This window comes from Mycobacterium sp. Marseille-P9652, assembly GCF_902652685.1.
Classification (GTDB): Bacteria; Actinomycetota; Actinomycetes; order Mycobacteriales; family Mycobacteriaceae; genus Mycobacterium.
In genome coordinates this window covers 1-15,874 of the sequence record NZ_CACRUY010000008.1, presented here as the reverse complement: position 1 = coordinate 15,874, position 15,874 = coordinate 1, and the positions used below count along the sequence as shown (strand labels likewise).

Here is a 15,874-nt window from a genome sequence, read left to right as displayed (position 1 = left end):
GTTGTGAGCGCGCAAGAACTCTTCTCCGGTGGGGTCGCCGTGATCACCGGGGCCGGCTCGGGCATCGGTGCGGGCCTCGCCCGGCACGCCAGCCGGCTGGACATGACGGTCGTGCTGGCGGACATCGACGCTTCCGCTGTCGGTGCGCTACGTGACGAAATCACCGCCACCGGTGGCACGGCGGTGGACATGGTGTGCGACGTACGCGATCCCGAGGCCGTCCACCAGCTCGCCGCGCGCACCTACAACGACATCGGCCCGGTGCGGTTGCTGGTCAACAACGCCGGCATCGAGCAGTTCGGCTTCCTGTGGGACACCCCGGTCGTCAACTGGCAACGCATCATCGACGTCAATGTGAGTGGCGTCTTCTATGGCGTGCGCGCCTTCCTGCCCGAGATGATCGCCCGCGACGAGCGGGCGTGGGTGTGGAACCTTTCGTCGGTCGGCGGTGTGGTGACAATGCCGCTGCAGACGCCCTACATCGTGAGCAAGCACGCGGTGCTCGCGATGACCGAATGCCTGTACGCCGAGGTCCGGTTGGCGGGTCACGACAACCACGTGCACGTGCAGGCCGTGCTGCCCGGACCGGTCGTATCCAAGATCTTCGAATCCGCGGGCGGGGTGGACCCCGCCGACGCCACCGATGCCGCCGCCGCCGAGTCACATCGCTCGGCGATGCTCGACATCAAAGCCATGGCGATGGACCCGTTGACGGCCGCGGAAACACTGTTCGAGCAAGCCGCCGAGGGCCGGTTCTATCTGCTCACGCACCCCGAGTCGATCGGTGCGGCGATGGCCGAGCGCGCGGAAGTGCTTGCCTCACAACGACCTCCCCTGCTGCGCAGCGAACGCCGGTTCGGTGCCGGCCGGCTCTGACATGGCGACACCCAGGCTCGATCCGGATGCCGCCGCCCGTATTGCTTCGTTCGGTGACATCCCCCCGATGCGGCAGCGCGGGCTCGCGTCCGTGCGCTCCGCCCTGGAGTCCGCGCCGCCCCCCGAGGCGATGCCCGAGATGGCCGCCGCCAGCCAGGTCGCCATACCCGGTCCCGCGGGTGACATCCCGGCGCGGCTCTACCGTCCCACCGCCGAGACCGGAGGGCCGGTGCTGGTGTTCTTCCACGGCGGCGGGCTCGTCATGGGGTCGAATCGCTCGTTCGAACCGTTGGCGCGTGAGCTGGCCGCGGCGTCGGCAGCCGTCGTCGTGGCCATCGAGTATCGGTTGGCGCCGGAGTCGCCGCCGCCGGCGCAGTTCGACGACGCCTACGCGGCCACGGAGTGGGTGTCGAGGCACGCCCGAGACATCGGCGTCGATGCCGAACGGCTCGTGGTGATCGGCGACAGCGCGGGCGGCTCGCTGGCGGCGGGCGTGGCGCTGGCCGCGCGCGACCGGGGCGGGCCGGCGATCTTCGCGCAGGTGCTGCTGTATCCCGGCCTCGACCGCGACATGTCGGTGCCGTCGATCGCCGAGTTGGGCGATGCGCCGATGCTCGCCCGCGACGACATCGAGTACCTGCACGGCCTTGTGGACGGCGAGGCGGGACCACCCCGCGACCCGTACCTCGTTCCGGCCTACGCGTCCGACCTTTCCGGTCTGCCGCCGGCGATCGTCGTCACCGCGGAGTGTGACCCGATCCGGGACTGGGGTGAGCGGTATGCGGAGCGGTTGCGCGACGCCGGTGTTCATGCGATTGCGACCCGCTATCCCGGGATGTGCCACGGCTTTCTGATGCGTGCGGATGCCACCGCCCGCGGTCGGCTGGCAATTGCCGAGATCGGCGCGCTGCTGCGGGCGAAGTTCGTCAGTCCGGTCCCGTTTTGACGTCCCGGTCACCGGACCGCCGGCCTGGGTTCCTCAACCGTCACCCGCACAATCGGACGACACGAACTGCAAAAGGAGACAGCTGATGCTCACCGACGAACGGCGGTTGGAGCTTTCGAACGTGCTGCGGCCCGCCGCACCCCCACGGCAGATCGACGACGTCTACACCGACGACCAACGCGAGCGCCTGCTCGACGTGGTGCGCACCCAGGGGCCGTGGCGGCTGATCATCGCGCAGCACTTCGCGTCACCCGACGAACTGATCGCGACAATGAGCGGCCTCTTTCCCGAGGGCTTCACGCCCTCGCTGGACCTGTTCCTCACGCCCACGTTCCGCGGCTACCTCGCCAACTACGGCGCGTTGCTCTACCCGCAGCTGCACGACTGCTTTTACAACGCGCACTTCCTCGAACTGGCCAAGGAGTACTGGAAAGCGGAGTACGCCAAGCCCCAGATGATGCTCTTCAACATCAACGGGCCGTGCGCCAACCGCGATCCGGGACACCTGGATTCACCGAGCTTTCGCGGGGTGCGCCACGAGAACGCGCCGACGTGGCTCACGAGCGTGATGGGCAAGTCGGGCCTGTTCAAGGATTACCTGATCAAGATGGCGCAGGTGATCACCTGGTTCTCACTCGACGCCGGCAGCGGGTTCACCTACTGGCCAGACGGACCGCTCAAGGCGCCCAAACGCGTGCTGCCCCCGATCAACAACCGCGGGGTGGTGGTGCAGAACGAGATGATGGTGCACCGGGGCGAGGCGAATGGGCCGTTGGATCAACAGATTCCGGCCGGCTTGTCCTTCGACACCGTCTTCACCGGCGATCCCGCCGATCGCGACCAATGGTTGCTCAAGAACGGCGACGAGGTGATCGCGCGCCATCACACCGACCAACTGCGATTCCTGGTGCACTGGTCGGCCGAGGTGTTCACCGACTACGACGAGCTGAAGAAGAACATGGAGGGATCCGACGACCTGACGATCGAGAAAGCCATCGAGATCATGGTCGACGACATCAACGCGAGGGGCATCAAGCTCGACATCCCGAGCGAACCGTTGCACGACTCGGCATTCATCAACGCGCTCAACGCCGCCTTCGACTTGGGTGGACCCACCGTCTACCCCGAGGAGGCACCGATCAGCGCATTCCAGCTGGCGTGACAGGTGCCGCGGCGCCGCCGGAGGCTCGCGCCAGAACATTTCGACGTCGGACGGGTCAGCGGTCGGCCTCGTCGACGATGGGCAAGTCGCCGCGTCGTACCGCTTCGATCACCGACTCACCCAGGGCCGAGCACATCAGAAACACCCCCCGACCGCCGGGGGTCGAAATCTTTCCCGCTTCCGCGCGCTCGGCACACTTGGCCGTCGCGTCGGCATTCCATTGCACGCTGGTCTGATTCCAGCTGCTCTTGCGCGCGAGCACTCGCGCCCCGCACCTGCGGCATGCCACCGGTCGCATCGGCATGTCATCGAGCCGATTATCTCCTGCCACAGAAGAATCCAGCGACATCAGACAGAGCCCGCGGCCTGTGCGGCCATGTTCTCCTCGACCTCTTTCATCCACGCCTCGTACGGCCGGGTGGTGTCGAGCTCGAATTCGAAACGGTCCACCATGTCGGGTTGCACGTCGGCGGCGTCGACGTAGAACTGCTGGTACCAGCGGCGCAGTTGGTAGACCGGTCCGTCCTCCTCGACGAGGAGCGGGTTGTCGATGCGCGCCTTGTGCCGCCAGATCTCCACGTCCTGCTCGAACCCGATCTTGACGAAGTCACCGAGACCGATCGCGGTCTTCAGGGCCTCGTCGCCGGGCAGCGAGTCCGACTTCTTGACGATGATGCCGTATTGCAGCACAAAGGAATTCGCGTCGATCGGATAGTGGCAGTTGATCAGGATCGTCTTGGCGTCGCCGTTTGTGTAGTGGTAGGTCAGGTCGTCGATCATGAAGGACGGACCGTAGTAGGAGGCCACCGACGTCGTGCCGAGCATCGTGGTTCCCTCGGGGCTACCGATGTCGGGGCGGCTGCCGCCGTTCATGTACTGCGTCGCCACGTGCCCTTCGAAGATGTTCTTGAAATACGTGGGCAGGGACCCGTGGATGTAGAAGAAGTGCGCCATGTCCACGACGTTGTCGATGATCTCGCGGCAGTTGCTGTTCACGACGGTGGTGTACCAATGCCAATCGGTCCACTCGTCGCTGGTGGCGCCGTCGATTCGCGGAATGGTGACCTCGGGCGGCGGGGGTTTGCGCTCGGGGTCATTCCACACGAACAGCATGCCGTCTTGCTCCAGGGTGGGCCAGGCCGCCGTGCGGGCCAACTTGGGTGTGCGCCTGCTGTACGGAACCTGCTTGCAGCGACCGTCGCCGCCCCAGCGCCAGTCGTGGAACGGGCAGGCGATCTCGTTGCCTTTGACCTCGCCGCGCGAAAGGTCACCGCCCATGTGTCGGCAGTAGCCGTCGAGCACGTTGATGCGGCCGTCCGCCCCGCGGAAGACGACGAGCTTCTGCCCGAAGGCGTTGACCGTGTGCGGCTTGCCGTCCCCGAACTCCCGGATCAGGCCCAGGCAGTGCCAGCCGCGGGCGAACCGCGCCGGCGCCGCCTGCGCTTCGATCTGCCGTACTTCGTCGACCTCGGACTGCGACGTCATGAGGATGATTAAACTCCGCGAGCACGGCCTGCGGGAGCGCCTTGTTCCACTGATCAGGACGGCTCTTCCGTTGCCCGGCGCGCCCGGCATACCGTTCTGGGCGTGACCCCCCAGAGCGCGACGATTCCGGCCGGGCTTCACGTGGCCGACACCACCGTCGATCTGCTGGTCGTCGGCTCCGGGACCGGCCTCGCAGCGGCGCTGGCCGCGTACGAACGCGGACTGTCGGTGCTCGTGGTGGAGAAGTCGCCCTACGTGGGCGGGTCGACCGCGCGCTCCGGCGGCGCCCTGTGGCTGCCGGCAAGCCCCGTGCTGCGCGAGGCCGGCGCCGGGGACACCGCCGAGCGCGCCGCCACCTATCTGGACTCGGTGGTCGCGGGCTCCGCGCCCCCGGAGCGATCGGCGGGTTTCGTCGAGCACGTCCCCGCGATGGTCGACATGCTGCGCCGAATGACTCCCCTGAGGCTGTTCTGGGCCCGCGACTATTCGGACTACCACCCGGAGGAGCCGGGCGGCAGCGCGGCGGGCCGCACCTGCGAGTGCCACCCGTTCGACACGTCGGTGCTCGGCCCGTACCGCACCCGGCTACGACCTGGCGTGCTGGAGGCCGGCGTCTCCATCCCGACGACGGGCGCCGACTACCGGTGGATGAATCTGGTTGCGCGAGTGCCACGCAAGGGCATTCCGACGTTTGGCAAACGGCTTGCGCAGGGGCTGGGCGGGAGGCTGATCGGTCGGCGCTACGCGGCGGGCGGCCAGGGCCTGATGGCCGGCTTGTTCGCCGGGGTGCTGCGCGCGGGGATCCCGGTGTGGACCGAAACGACCCTTCTGCACCTGTTGAGTAGTCCAGCCGACGGTGGGCGGGTGACCGGCGCGGTCCTCGACCACGACGGACGCGAAGTGACGGTCACGGCTCGCCGGGGGGTTGTCCTGGCGACGGGGGGATTCGACCACAGCATGAGCATGCGGCGGAAGTTCCAAACCGAGTCGCTGGGCGACAACCTCAGCCTCGGCGCCACGACCAACACCGGTGACGGAATCCGTGCGGGGCAGGAACTCGGTGCCGGTATCGCCTTGATGGACCAGGCATGGTGGTTCCCCGCCATCGCGCCGTTGCCGGGCAAGGCGCCGGCGGTGATGCTGGCCGAGCGATCGCTGCCGGGCTGCGTGATCGTCGATCAGCACGGCCACCGATTCGCCAACGAAGCCGGTGATTACATGTCGTTCGGTCAGCGACTGCTCGAGCTGGAGCGGTCGGGTGACCCCGTGGAAGCGATGTGGATCGTATTCGACCAGCGGTACCGCAATAGCTACGTCTTTGGCGCAGAACTGTTCCCGCGCATGCGCGTACCGCAGGCCTGGTACGACGCCGGCATTGCGGTGCGGGCGGACGACTTCGGCGAACTCGGTGACCGGATGGGAATTCCGGTGCCGGACTTCTGCGGAACCATGACGCGCTTCAACGAAAACGCTTCTGCCGGCGTGGATCCCGACTTTGGACGGGGCCGCAGCGCCTACGACCGATACTACGGGGACCCGACCGTCAAGCCGAATCCCAACCTGCGTCCCTTGGTCAACGGCCCCTTCTACGCCGTGAAAATGGTGCTCAGCGACCTCGGCACCTGCGGCGGGCTGAAGGCCGACGAGCGCGGGCGCGTACTGCGCGAGGACGGTGATGTGATCGCAGGGCTGTATGCGGTCGGCAATACCGCGGCGAACGCGTTCGGGACGACGTATCCCGGTGCGGGCGCGACGATCGCACAGGGATTGGTCTACGGCTACATCGCGGCTCAGGACGCCGCCGGCTAGTCCCCTTTTCGTTTGGCGTCGACCTGCTTCTCCACTTCGCGCCAATACCCGGGCATGGGGCGCGGTTGCCCGGCTGCCCCTTTGGCCGCCTTCTTCAAGATGGCGTCGGCCTCGTCGATGTCCTTCATGAGTTCGAGCGCGAACTCGCGCTCCGCGGCGTAGTACTTGGCCGCCCAACGAAGCGCGATCACCGAGTACGCCCAGGCGGGTTGAGCCTCGGCACCGTCCGCGTCCTCGACCGCTTTGCGATGCCTCGCTTCGGCGTAAGCCACGTGCTCCTGGAGCAACTCCTTGAGCCGGCCCGGGTTGCTGAGGTGTCCGAACGTAACCCGTAGCAGCACACTGTGTTTGAGCACCGGCGGGTCAACGGGCGCGTCATTGGTCCATTCGGTCACGGCGGCCATTCCGGCGGGCGTGATCTTGTACAGCCTGCGGCTGCGGGCGCCCTCATCATGCTCGACGCGTGAGGTGACCAGTCCCAGGCCCTCAAGCTTTTTCAGCTCGGTGTAGATCTGGCTGTACGACGGGCTCCAGTAGTAGAGGTCGACACTCCAGTCGATCCACTTCTTCAGGTCGTAGCCGGAAACCTCTTCTTCGTAGGACATCATGCCCAGCAGCGCCCAACTGGTGGCCGCCAACGGCGCCTTCGTCGGGTTTTCGCTCGACTCGCCCATTTCGCCAGGTTAGCAACAGAGGAAGGCGTGTCGTGCGTTGTAGACCACGGGGCGGGACGGCATTTTGTGGACGCGCGGCCATCGCCGACGGCGAAGGCCGGCGGATGGCCCCGTCGCACCCCTGCGGCGGGCTCAGTCGACGGCACCGCCTCCGGATACGGGCCGTTGCGTCACTCGCGCAGCGTGCGCCCCTCGGAATCGGGCACCTTGCCGGCGAGGATCATGATCCCGTCCACCAAGGGCCAGACGGACCCGATCCCGCAGGTGAGGACGGACACCGCGAGCTGGGCGATGGCGATGTTCGTGTAGCCGAGGTAGAACCGCCCGACGGCGAAGGTGGACAGGAAGATCTGCAGCAGCCCCGCCACCAGTTTGCTCTTGTCCGACAAGGGGTTGCCGTAGGCGTCGACGCCGTACTGCGCGCCGCCGTAAGGCGTTATGGGGTACGGCGCCTGCTGCGGCGCCCCGGAAAAGCCCGGACCCTCAGCCTGCCACTGGGTGCCATCCCAATACCTCTGCCCGGGACCGCCGTTGGGATCCGGGTACCAACCGGCCGCCGGAGCTGGATTTGTCATCTTTCTCCCTCTCTGTTGAAGGTGGGTGGTTTCGCCGAGCCGAAATGTGCTGCGCCGCAGCCCAGGTGATGCGGATAATCATGACACCGCCGAACCGCCATTGTCGCGTCCGGCGGCGTGCACATCCGAAATCATCGGTCCCCCAGCGCTTCGACGATGGCGGCGCGCGCCGCGCGGCCTTCCTTCGTCGGCGTGAGGGGATAGACGTGCACCAGGCCGGGCGCTTCGTGGAAATCGACGGCGACATTCGCGGCCGCGGCCTTCTCGGCGAGCAGCCGGGCGTCGGGGTTGAGGATGTCGCGGGTGCCGCTGAAGACGATGAGGGGTCCGAGCCCGGCCAGATCGGCGCGTAGGGGGCTCACCAGCGGGTTGGTCATCGGCAGGTCACCACACCAGCGCTGGGCGAACTCCCAGAGCGCGTCCCGCGTCAGCCACGGGTCCCGCACGGCGCCGATCGCGGGATTGTTGAGCGAGACGTCGAGCACCGGCGAGATCAGCACGGTACGCGGCAGGATCAGGCGGTGTTCGTCGCGCAGCAACAGCGCCGCGGACAGCGCGATCTGCCCTCCGGCGGAATCCCCGGCGAGGCAGACGTCGTGATCGGTCGACGCCTGCTGGGCCACCAGGTCCGCGACCGCCGGGACCACGTCGGCCGCCGTGGCGAACGGCACCAGCGGATAGATCGGGACGACCACCCGCGTCCGCGACTCGGCCGCGAGCTGAGCGGCCAGCCGCCAGTGCGGCACGGCGATCTCGTTGACCCAGGCGCCGCCGTGCAGGTAGACGACCGTGCGGTGCGCCGCCTGGGCGCCCTCGGCCGACAGCACGTACACCGGCCAGCCCGAACGGCGTTCCATGCTCACGGTGACGTCACGCCGCAATCGCGGCGGCGGTCCGAAGGGCTGGGGGTGCAACGCCCGCTGCTCGACATGGTCGCGGGCGCTCTGGGCGCTGCGGTACGTGCGCCCCCGCGTGAGGCGAAGAATCACCGGCAGGGCGCGACTCCCCCAGCTCTGCCTCATCCGAATTGCAATCGGCCACGCCGGTGGACCCACACCACCGCCGCGACGGTTCCGCCCAGCCACACCGCGGCGGCGATCGCAAGATGCACGAAACTCTTGGTGTCGCGCCCGAACACCGGCCAGATCATCTTGGGCACCTGCGTCCAGAGCACGCGATGCTCCACCCCGTTCATGGGGTCGGCGACGTAGTAGAGCGCGTAGGGCAGCGTCAGGGCCGCCAGCCACCCCGCCGTGCGGCGACGATCGTTGCGCTGCCGCCAGCGCCGGATCAGCGGCTCGGCACTCACCGGATGCAGCGCGGAGACGAGGTTGCCCACGCCCAGCCAGGAGACGATCGGCACCGCGACCGTCGGGACCGTGATGCCCAGGCGCGCGGGTGTTTCCAGGTACAGCGTCAGCACCATCGCCGCGGCGAGCGTCGGCAGCCCCACGATCGCGAGCAGGGCCAGGTTCTTGACCACGAGTATCCGCCAGAACGGCACGCCGTCGGCCAGCGCTTGCCGAACCCGGTAGTGGTCGGCGCCCAGGACGTTGGTGGTGGTGACGTCCGCGAGCACCCACGAAGAGAAGTACGTCCCCACCAGGACAACCCAGTCGTTGTGATGGGGGCCGAGTGGACGCAGCGGCTGCACGAGCAACCACGCCGCCGCGAAGACCACGTTGGCCACCACCCCCATCAACCAGGTGCGCGGCGGGGTGAACGCCCAGCGGATCTCCGCGCCGACCGCCGACCACAACGGCTGCCGAAAGTCCCGGGCGGCCCGCTTGGCCGCGGCGGGGCGGGGCGACGACGCCCGAACGGCCGCGCGCAACGCGGCGTGCACACGAGGGTTCATCGGCGTGTGAATCTGAACCATTTCTCGTGGCACGATACCTGTGCCAGCAAGGCATCTCGCCACCTTTGCGCAACTCCACCGCGTGTTGGGCGAAGGCAGCAGCCAGGGACGGAGCCATGAACCGCAAACGAGTCGTCATCGCCGGATTGGGGGACGTCGGCGTCTTGACCGCGATCCGTCTCTCGGGCCACGCCGACGTCGTCGGCATCTCCGCCAAGCCGGGGCTGGTGAGCGGCCAGGAGCTCGGCATTCGCCTTTCGCGCCCGCACGACTGGGCCCGCGACTACTGGATCCCCTTCGACCGGTTCCGACGGCTGGACGGGGTTCGGACCGTGCAGGGCACGCTGACGGACGTGGACCTGGCGGCCCGAACCGTGTGCGGGCGGCGCGACGACGGGGCACCGTTCGCCGAGGGGTATGACGCACTGGTGATCTCGACCGGGGTCAGCAACGGGTTCTGGCGCAGGCCGACGCTGCAGTCGGCGGCCGAGGTGGAGGCCGAGCTGCGCGCGGCGCACGACCGGTTGGCCAGCGCCCGGTCGGTGATTGTGGTGGGCGGCGGGGCGGCCGCGGTCAGCAGCGCCGTGAACATGGCGACCACCTGGCCGGACAAGCGGATCGACCTGTACTTCCCGGGCGACCGTGCGCTGGGCGAGTATCACGCCCGGATCTGGAACCGTGTCCACGGGCGGCTCGAGCGCCTGGGCGTCGGCGTCCATCCCGGCCACCGGGCCGTCGCGCCGGAAGGCTTCCTGGGTGACGAGGTCACCGGCGAACCGGTCTCCTGGTCCACCGGACAACCCCCGGCGCGTGCGGACGCCGTGCTGTGGGCGATCGGCCGCGTGCGTCCCAACACCGGGTGGCTGCCGCCCGAACTGCTCGACGAGCGCGGCTTCGTCCGCGTCACGCCGGAGCTGCGGGTGCCCGGGCACCGCGGCGTCTTCGCCGTCGGGGATATCGCGGCCACCGATCCCCTGCGCAGCTCCGCTCGTAATCGCGGGGATGCGCTCGTCGCCCGAAATGTGTTGGCGGAGTTTGCCGGTCGGCCGCTGCGTCGCTACCGGGCGCCGACCCGACGGTGGGGGTCGGTGCTGGGCTCTCAGCCCGATGGGCTGGAGGTGTTCTTGCCCACCGGTCACGCGTTCCGGTTTCCGTCGTGGGCGGTGGACCGGGTGGTGATGCCGTTGATCGTCCGGCGCGGCATGTACGGCGGGGTGCGGGCGAACAACCCGCTCGGTGACGTCCTCAGCCCTTGATCGACCCGGTTCTCTTCTCGTTGAACGTGGCGATGCACACCATGTCCCGGTCGCCGTGCTTCCAGGAATCCCGCGACGGCGGCATGACGGCCAGGTCGACGTTGGGGTCCTGCATCGCCGTGGACGAGTAGGACGACAGCGCGTCCCGGCACCGCTGCCGGTAGTCGTCGAAGACCGAGTCGGGCGGGAAGGACCCGTCGGGCATCGTCAACACGGCGACCACCTCGGCCGAGTGCTGGCGGTCGCAACTGGTGGTGTTGACCCAGGCGACCCGGTCGCCGCTGGGGGTGTCGGCGAAGCAGTCGCCGGCCTTGATGTTCTGCACGCTCACCGTGTGGTTCGGCGACAGCGCGGCGAACACGACGGCGACAGCGATGACGGCCACCCAGACGCCCGAGAGCACGAGTCCAGCAATCGCCATTCCGCGGCCGCGCTGGCCCCCGGGCTTGGTCCTGCCGAGGGCGATGATGCCGAAGATGACGCTGAGCAGGACGCCGCCGAGGATCCCGAGGACCAGTGACGCGATGGCGAACCCGCTGGTGGTCTGGTTCTGTGGCGGCTGGGTGTAGCCGGGCGGTGGATAGGGGGGTTGGTACGGAGCGGGCGGGTATCCGCCCTGGGGAGGTTGCGGTGGTTGCGGGGGCGGCATACCCGGGCCCGAAGGATACGACATGCCTCACTCTAAGGCCCGCGGTTGTTGCACGTCGCCTGAATTCGCATCACCGGTCGGCAACGGGAATGAGTCACCGGTGGATTGCAGGATCTTCACGGACCCGGCAACGGCGCAACGCACCGGGATTTGCGCGAATCACCCGGACGTGCAAACGAATTGACGGGCGAAGGATTCGTGCTATCCCAGCGGCGGCAGCTAATCGCCCATGCGCGTGTAGGTTTCGACGAAGTTCACACTCCACATGCAGGTCGGCTTGCCCGACGATTCGTCCAGGTGGTCGTGGCCGGTGAGCGAGGTGATGGGGTCCTGCGGGGGTTGGGGCAGGGCGTAGTTTCCGGTCGCCTTCGCGTAGACCAGTCCGCCGCATCCGGGGTCGTTGTCGTCGTGCTCCACGTGCAGCGTCCACCCGCCGGCGGCGAAGATCAGCGGGGTGTCAATGACTTTCGAGTGGAAGTAACTCATGCACCGCTCGCCGGTGCGCAGACAGTCGGTCGTGACGGCCTGGTCCCCCTGCTGCGGCGGAATCCCCTGCTCGAATTTCCGGGTGAGGTGGTAGCGGCCGTGCAGCGCCTCCGCGGGCGATCCCGCCCGAGGCGGGAGGCCGGCCGGGTCGGGCAGTGTGTTGACGTCGACGTCGCCGGTGCGGGTGACGGTCACCATTCGCTTTTCGTTGCAGGCGTTCGCGGACGCCCCGCGGTACTCGCCGGCTAGTCCGCCGTCGGGCCGCGGCTGCAGGGTCAACACCTGCCAGACTTCCGCGGGGGCGTCCCGGCATTTGTCCGAGCCGATGGTGACGGCCACCCATCGTCCGTCGACCTGGTCGAACACGGGGTTCGGCGCGAGCTTCAGTTCACCGGAGAGGCGTGATGCGGTGGCCACGCAGCCGGTGGGCCGGCATACCGACCGGATCGCGTAGGTGTCCGTGACCGGCGGCACCCCCTTGCCCGGGACGTCGTCGAGCGTGGTGCCCGGCCCGAAGTCGATGCGGTAGATCCCGGTGAGGGGCCCGGTGTTGGGCGCGGGGGCCACGCCGCTGGGCCCGGGGGCGGTGGTGTGCTTTGCGGTGGTCTCCGGATGTGGGTGCCCGCTCAGCGTGATACCGGCGAAGACGCCGCCGGCGACCACCAACAAGCCGACGCCGGCCAGGGCGCCAACCAGGACACGGCGGCGGCCCGGGCGGGTTGCGGCGAGCGCCGCGGTGGTGTCCGTATCCGCGACGTCGGAACCGGGGCCCAGGATCCGGGCCAAGTGGTCGGCGAACTCCCCGCAGCTCGTGAATCGGTCGGCCGGCTCCTTGGCCATCGCGGCGGCGAACACGGGGTCGAGCCCGGCCAGTTCGGGGCGGCGGGCGCCGATCGAGGGCACGGGGGCGCTGACGTGCTGACTGATCACCACGGCGGGATTGGGGTCGTCGTACGGGGGCGTGCCGGTCAACAGGGTGAAGGCGGTGCACGCCAACCCGTATTGATCGGCACGCCCGTCGACCGGGTCGCCGCGCAACTGTTCCGGCGCCACGTAGGCCACCGTGCCGACCGTCATGTTGGTCGCGGTCAACGCGGTGGCATCGTCGATGTGCCGCGCAAACCCGAAGTCGCTGAGGAAGATTCGCCGTTCCAGGTCATCGGGCCGGCCGAGGAGGATGTTGGCGGGCTTGACGTCGCGGTGCAGCAGGCCCCGGTGGTGGGCATAGTCCAACGCTTCGGCGACGGCGGTGACGATCGCCGCCACCTCATCGACAGGCATCCCCCGCGGGTGGTCGCTGAGCAGCCGTCCCGCGTCGGCGCCGGCCACGTAGTCCATCGAGATCCACAGGCGGCCATCGCATTCCCCGCGGTCGTGGATGCCGACGATGTGCGGGTGGGTCAGCCCGGCCGCGAGCTCCGCCTCGCGCAGGAATCGCGCCCGGAACTCCGCGTCGGCGGTGAGGTTCTCCGGCAGGACTTTGAGCGCGTCCTCGCGGGGAAGCCGCGGGTGGGATGCGAGATACACCTCTCCCATTCCGCCCGCCCCCAGCCTTCGCAGGATGGTGTATCCCGCGAAGACCTCACCGGCGTCGAGCGACATGGCCACGATGGTAGATCCTGGGCACCGGATGTACCCGCACTTTCGCAGGCGGGCGCTAATCGCCCGTGCGCGTGATGGTCTCGTCGAAATCGGAGTCGAGAGGGCACGGCGCGGCCTGCTGCTGATGCCCGTGCCCGGTGAGCCGCGGGATGGGATCGCCGGCGGGCTGCGGCAGCGGGTAGCGCCCGGTCATCTTCAGCCGGACGGGTTCGGCGTGTCCGACGCACCTGATGTCGACGTCGATGTCGGCGGTCCAGCTTCCGCCCCCGAACACCAGCGGTATGTCCCCGGACGGTTCGTGAAAGTAGCTCATGCAGCGGTCGCCGGTGCGCAGGCAGTCGGTGGTGACGGCCGCGCTCAGTTGCTGTTCCGGCTGGCCGTCGGCGAGCGCCCGGCTGACCCGGTAGTGGCCGTGCAGTCCCTGGGCCGACGACGTCAGCCGCGGCGGTTGGGTCGCCGGGTCGGGAACCCGTCCGGCGTCGACGTCACCCGTGCGGGTGAAGGTCACGGATCGCTTGTCGGCGCACACGTTCGCGGAACTCTCGGTGTATTCGCCGGCCAGGGTGCCGTCGGGCCGCGGTTGCAGCCGGAACACCTGCCAGAACTCGGCGTCTGTGTCGCGGCACTTGTCGGGGGCGACGGCCACGGCGAGCCAGCTCCCCCCAACCTGGTCGAACACCATCGCCGGCGCCGCGACCGGCTCGCCGCCCAGGCGCGCCGCCGTCGCCACGCAACCGCTGGCCCGGCACACCGACCGAAGGCCGTAGGTGCTCGTCTGCGCCGGGGGCGCCCCGGCATCCGGGACGTCGTCGACCGCGATCGTCGGGCCGAAATCGGTGCGGTAGGTGCCCGTGAGCGGCCCTACCGCCACCGTCTCGTGGGGGCGGCCGGTCCGTTCGACAACCGCGATGACGCCCGCGACGGCGAGCGCCGCGGTGGCGCCGATCGCGCCGAGCAGCACGGCCCGCCGCGTCCTCCGTCGGGCCGGGGCCGGCAGCGGCTCCGGGCGCGACGAGCGCGGGCCGCCGGCCGCGGTGAGGTGGCTGCGCAGTTCGGCCGCGAATTCGCCGCAGCTGCCGAACCGGTCGGACGGATCCTTGGCCAGCGCGGTCGCGAAGACGGGATCCAAGGCCGCCAACTCGGGGCGGTGCGCCGCGATGGAAGGCGGGGTGGCGCTGACGTGTTGGCCGATCACCACCGCGAGATTCGGGCCGCCGTAGGGCGGGACGCCGGCCAGGAGGTGAAAGGCCGTGCAGGCCAACGCGTATTGGTCGGCGCGCCCGTCGACAGCACCGGCCATCAGCTGCTCGGGCGCGGCGTAGGCGACGGTGCCCACCGCCATACTCGTGGCGGTGATCTCCGCGGTGTCGTCGATGCGCCGCGCGATCCCGAAGTCCGCCAGGAAAACCCGCGGCGCCTGCCCGTCGGGTTCGGCGAGCAGGATGTTGGCCGGCTTGACGTCGCGGTGCAGCAACCCACGGCGATGGGCGTGATCGAGCGCCGACGCGACCGCCGCGATGATCGCCATCGCGTCCTCGACCGGCATGCCGTGCGGGTATCGGTCGCGCAGCAGGCGGGCGACGTCGGTCCCCGCGACGTAATCCATCGAGATCCAGAACCGGCCTTCGCATTCGCCGCGGTCGTGGACGCCGACGATGTGGGGATGCGAGAGCTCGGCGGCCAACTCGGCCTCGCGCTCGAACCGCTCGCGATAGCGGGGGTCGGCCGTCACGTCGGCCGGCAGCACCTTGAGGGCATCTTGGCGCGGCAGGCGCGGATGCGTCGCCAGAAACACCTGGCCCATTCCCCCCGAGCCGAGCGCCCGCACGATGGTGTAACCGGCGAACACGTGACCGGCCTCGAGCGGCATGGGCACATGGTAGATGGACGGTCAGCGGCTGTTGACCAGCAACATGAGCCCGTAGTCCATGTGGATCTGCTGGTGGCAGTGCAGCAGCGACAGGCCGGGTTGGTCGGCGACGAAGTCGACCTCCATGGTCTGGTAACCGCCCAGCATCGCGACGTCCTTGCGCACGCCGGATGTCGGGGTGCCGGCGAACCGGGTGATCTCGAACGTGTGCCGGTGCAGGTGCATGGGGTGCAGGTCGTCGCTGGCGTTGCGGAAACGCAGCCGATAACGCTTGTCGCGCTGCAGGTCCACGACGGGCTGGTTGGCGTTCATCGAAAACGGCGTGCCGTTGATGGTCCAGAGGTTGAAGCCGTTGTCGGCGGCGTTGCGCTTTTCGATCAGCATCTCGATGGTGCGCTCGGGCGCCGGCGGCGGCGCGGGGGTGGGGAAGCGCTGCGAGGGCCGCAGGGGGCCGGCAGTGGAAACCTGTGTGGGCACCCACCGCCCGGGGGGGCGGGCGACGCCCGCGGGATCGCCGGGGGGGTGGCCGACCGGCGCCCCGCCGGGCAGGTGGGCGAACCGCTGGATCGGCAGCACGTCCTGGGCGCCCGCCGCGTGCAGGATGTCCTTGATCACCTTGCTGGAGT

At 69.0% G+C, this 15,874-nt stretch carries 14 protein-coding genes and 1 pseudogene; 5 read left to right on the top strand and 10 right to left on the bottom strand.

All coding sequences use genetic code 11. From position 1 onward, the window contains the following. Positions 1-3 precede the first annotated feature (3 nt). The 3 genes and pseudogenes from GPY60_RS06790 (at position 4) to GPY60_RS06780 (ending at position 2,984) form a co-directional block, all read left to right on the top strand. Positions 4-876, top strand: a complete 873-nt coding sequence (locus tag GPY60_RS06790) for an SDR family NAD(P)-dependent oxidoreductase (RefSeq protein WP_156686879.1) — start codon at positions 4-6, stop codon at positions 874-876. 1 nt (position 877) lies between these two features. Beyond that, a pseudogene (locus tag GPY60_RS06785) lies at positions 878-1,838 on the top strand (alpha/beta hydrolase); the annotation flags it as partial. 69 nt (positions 1,839-1,907) lie between these two features. After that, on the top strand, positions 1,908-2,984 hold the full coding sequence (locus GPY60_RS06780) for a hypothetical protein (RefSeq protein WP_156686877.1): 1,077 nt from the start codon (positions 1,908-1,910) through the stop codon (positions 2,982-2,984). A gap of 55 nt (positions 2,985-3,039) precedes the next feature. Here the strand turns inward: GPY60_RS06780 and GPY60_RS06775 are convergent, their stop codons facing one another. Beyond that, positions 3,040-3,333 carry a ferredoxin gene (locus GPY60_RS06775; RefSeq protein WP_156686876.1) on the bottom strand — a complete coding sequence of 98 codons (294 nt, stop codon included), beginning with the start codon at positions 3,331-3,333 and terminating at the stop codon, positions 3,040-3,042. Next, positions 3,333-4,469 (bottom strand): Rieske 2Fe-2S domain-containing protein, encoded by a 1,137-nt coding sequence (locus tag GPY60_RS06770; RefSeq protein ID WP_156686875.1) that lies wholly within the window; start codon positions 4,467-4,469, stop codon positions 3,333-3,335. Before GPY60_RS06770 ends, GPY60_RS06775 begins: the two co-directional genes overlap by 1 nt. Positions 4,470-4,571: 102 nt before the next feature. Between GPY60_RS06770 and GPY60_RS06765 the strand changes: the two genes are divergently transcribed. Next, positions 4,572-6,278 (top strand): 3-ketosteroid-delta-1-dehydrogenase, encoded by a 1,707-nt coding sequence (locus GPY60_RS06765; protein ID WP_156686874.1) that lies wholly within the window; start codon positions 4,572-4,574, stop codon positions 6,276-6,278. On the opposite strand, the gene GPY60_RS06760 is transcribed toward GPY60_RS06765, so the two are convergent. From GPY60_RS06760 to GPY60_RS06745, 4 genes are all read right to left on the bottom strand, one after another. Further along, on the bottom strand, positions 6,275-6,952 hold the full coding sequence (locus GPY60_RS06760; RefSeq protein ID WP_156686873.1) for a PadR family transcriptional regulator: 678 nt from the start codon (positions 6,950-6,952) through the stop codon (positions 6,275-6,277). The two genes, GPY60_RS06765 and GPY60_RS06760, sit on opposite strands and share 4 nt — an antisense overlap. 170 nt (positions 6,953-7,122) lie before the next feature. Continuing rightward, on the bottom strand, positions 7,123-7,527 hold the full coding sequence (locus GPY60_RS06755) for an NINE protein (RefSeq protein ID WP_156686984.1): 405 nt from the start codon (positions 7,525-7,527) through the stop codon (positions 7,123-7,125). A 131-nt stretch (positions 7,528-7,658) separates the two neighbouring features. After that, on the bottom strand, positions 7,659-8,549 hold the full coding sequence (locus GPY60_RS06750) for an alpha/beta hydrolase fold domain-containing protein (RefSeq protein ID WP_156686872.1): 891 nt from the start codon (positions 8,547-8,549) through the stop codon (positions 7,659-7,661). Then, the gene (locus tag GPY60_RS06745; protein WP_156686871.1) at positions 8,546-9,385 is read right to left on the bottom strand and encodes a hypothetical protein; all 840 of its coding nucleotides are present in this window, start codon (positions 9,383-9,385) and stop codon (positions 8,546-8,548) included. Before GPY60_RS06745 ends, GPY60_RS06750 begins: the two co-directional genes overlap by 4 nt. A gap of 116 nt (positions 9,386-9,501) precedes the next feature. Between GPY60_RS06745 and GPY60_RS06740 the strand changes: the two genes are divergently transcribed. Beyond that, positions 9,502-10,641, top strand: a complete 1,140-nt coding sequence (locus GPY60_RS06740; RefSeq protein WP_156686870.1) for an FAD-dependent oxidoreductase — start codon at positions 9,502-9,504, stop codon at positions 10,639-10,641. Here GPY60_RS06740 and GPY60_RS06735 read toward each other — a convergent pair. The 4 genes from GPY60_RS06735 to GPY60_RS26980 form a co-directional block, all read right to left on the bottom strand. Continuing rightward, positions 10,631-11,314: a DUF4190 domain-containing protein gene (locus tag GPY60_RS06735; RefSeq protein WP_231639413.1), complete on the bottom strand. Its 684-nt coding sequence runs from the start codon at positions 11,312-11,314 to the stop codon at positions 10,631-10,633. The two genes, GPY60_RS06740 and GPY60_RS06735, sit on opposite strands and share 11 nt — an antisense overlap. A gap of 195 nt (positions 11,315-11,509) precedes the next feature. Continuing rightward, positions 11,510-13,378, bottom strand: coding sequence for a serine/threonine-protein kinase (locus tag GPY60_RS27510; RefSeq protein WP_197283568.1), 1,869 nt, complete (start codon positions 13,376-13,378; stop codon positions 11,510-11,512). Positions 13,379-13,433: 55 nt separating this feature from the next. Further along, positions 13,434-15,248 (bottom strand): serine/threonine-protein kinase, encoded by a 1,815-nt coding sequence (locus tag GPY60_RS06725; protein WP_156686869.1) that lies wholly within the window; start codon positions 15,246-15,248, stop codon positions 13,434-13,436. 21 nt (positions 15,249-15,269) lie between these two features. Then, on the bottom strand, positions 15,270-15,874 hold a 605-nt coding region (locus GPY60_RS26980; RefSeq protein ID WP_231639411.1), incomplete at its 5' end, for a multicopper oxidase domain-containing protein.